This window comes from Candidatus Cloacimonadota bacterium, from assembly GCA_012522635.1.
GTDB lineage: Bacteria > Cloacimonadota > Cloacimonadia > Cloacimonadales > Cloacimonadaceae > Syntrophosphaera.
The window spans coordinates 1-2,172 of the sequence record JAAYKA010000039.1; the positions used below are offsets into that span (position 1 = coordinate 1).

Annotated in this window: 1 protein-coding gene; it reads left to right on the top strand. The window is 53.2% G+C overall.

Going from position 1 to position 2,172, the window contains the following annotated elements; translation table 11 throughout:
• The coding region (gene mfd, locus GX135_02395) for a transcription-repair coupling factor (GenBank protein ID NLN84939.1) at positions 1–2,087 on the top strand (2,087 nt) is incomplete at its 5' end.
• Positions 2,088–2,172 lie beyond the last annotated feature (85 nt).

Consider the following 2,172-nt stretch of genomic DNA (forward strand, 5'->3'; position numbering starts at 1 on the left):
ACAATCGCTACCGCCGCAAACGCTACGCGCCGCGCTTTTCCCCCGGAGAGGAAATTGTCGATTACGACAGCCTCAAGCCCGGCGATTACGTTGTGCATGTGGATCATGGCATCGGCATCTTTGAAGGCATGGAAATCATCCGCCTCGATGCCCAGGAAACCGAATGTCTGGTTCTGCGTTACGACCGTGGCGACAAGGTTTACGTGCCCACCTGGCAGCTCAAATTGGTCAGCAAATATGTGGCGGAAGAAGGCGCCGCGCCCACTCTCAGCCGCATCGGCTCGCCCAAATGGCAAAACACCAAACGCAAAGCCGCCCAGCAGATTGAACTGATCGCAGCCGATATCGTAAAACTCTATGCAGAAAGAAGTTCCCGCGTTGGCATTGCCCATCAGGAAGATTGCCCCTGGCAAAAAGATTTGGAAGAATCCTTCATCTATGAGGACACTGCCGACCAAACCCGTTCCACAGCGGAAATCAAGGCAGATATGGAAAGCCCGCGTCCCATGGAAAGGTTGCTTTGCGGTGATGTGGGTTTTGGAAAAACCGAGGTGGCAATCCGCGCCGCTTTCAAAGCCGTTTGCGGAGGTCACCAGGTTGCCGTGCTTGTTCCAACAACATTATTGGCAGAACAGCATTGGCGCGTTTTCCGTCAGCGTTTGGCGCAATATCCGGTTCGAATTGCCATGCTCAGCCGTTTTCGGGACACTTCTCGCTTGAAAGAAGATTTGGCAGGCATCGCCTCCGGCAAGGTTGATATTGCCATCGGCACCCACCGCATTCTTTCAAAAGACGTCCAGTTTCCCAATCTGGGACTGCTGATTATCGATGAAGAACAGCGTTTTGGCGTGCGTCATAAGGAAAGGCTGCGTGAGCTGCAATCCAATGTGGATACGCTCTATATGAGCGCCACGCCCATTCCGCGCACCATGAACATGGCCTTGGCTCGACTCAAGGAAATCTCTTTGATGCAAACCTCGCCCAAGGAAAGACTTCCCATCCGCACCATCATCACAAACCGCGAAAGCGAGGTGATTCGCGATGCCATACGCCGCGAAATCGACCGCGGAGGCCAGGTTTTTTTCATCCACAACCGCGTGCAAACCATTGAAACTGTTGCCGCTGAATTGCGCGACCTCATGCCCGAGGTGAATTTCGCCGTCGGTCACGCCCAAATGCCTCAGCGCCATCTGGAAGACGTGATGCGCGCTTTCATCGAGCGCGAAGCGCAGGTTTTGATTTCCACCACTATCGTGGAAAACGGCATCGATATCCCCAATGCCAACACCATTTTGGTGGATCGCGCCGATACCTTCGGCCTTGCCCAGCTCTATCAGATGCGCGGACGCGTTGGACGCTCGAACCGTCGTGCCTACGCCTATTTACTCATTCCGCGCGGCACCACCGATGTGGCAAGAAAACGCCTGGAAGCGCTCACCCAATACGATTATCTGGGTGCCGGATTTCAAGTGGCGCTGCGAGACCTCGAACTGCGCGGCGCGGGAACCATCCTGGGCACAAAGCAAAGCGGAATCATCCAAAACATCGGCTTCAACTACTACAACAAGCTGCTGGAAGAAGCCATCGACGCCGCCCAAAGCGGAACCGGAATTATCGATGCCATCAACAATCCCCAGCCCCGGCGCAAACTTCGCACTGAAATCGATTTGTATTTCCCACCCGAATATATCACCGACGACGAACAGCGCCTTGCCATCTACCGCAGGCTCAGCGGTTTTGAAAACCTGACGGAAATTGAGGATTTTGAAGCCGAACTCGCCGACCGTTTTGGCACCCTGCCCGAAAAAGCCGCCTGGCTGCTAATGTATTTCAAACTGAATATCTTAGCCAAACAAGCCGAGCTGCAAAACTGTCAGGTGCGCAACAATACCCTCACCATGGATTTCAAGACGGACAAGCTGCCCCCACGGGAAAAACTCCTGGGCTTTGGCTCCAAAATTGACCAACATATCAGCTTCGAGGCAACAAAAGGGCTGAAATTGATGGTAAGCTTGGATACTGATTTGGATTACAGACAGCAATTCGCCCAAGCTCTCCAACTCATCGAAACCTACATCAACACTTAATCCCACCACCTCCTTCATCCCACTCTTGACTCCAGCCCAAGATCAATTTGGCATCAACTCATTATCAACCCGATAAAGAATCGGG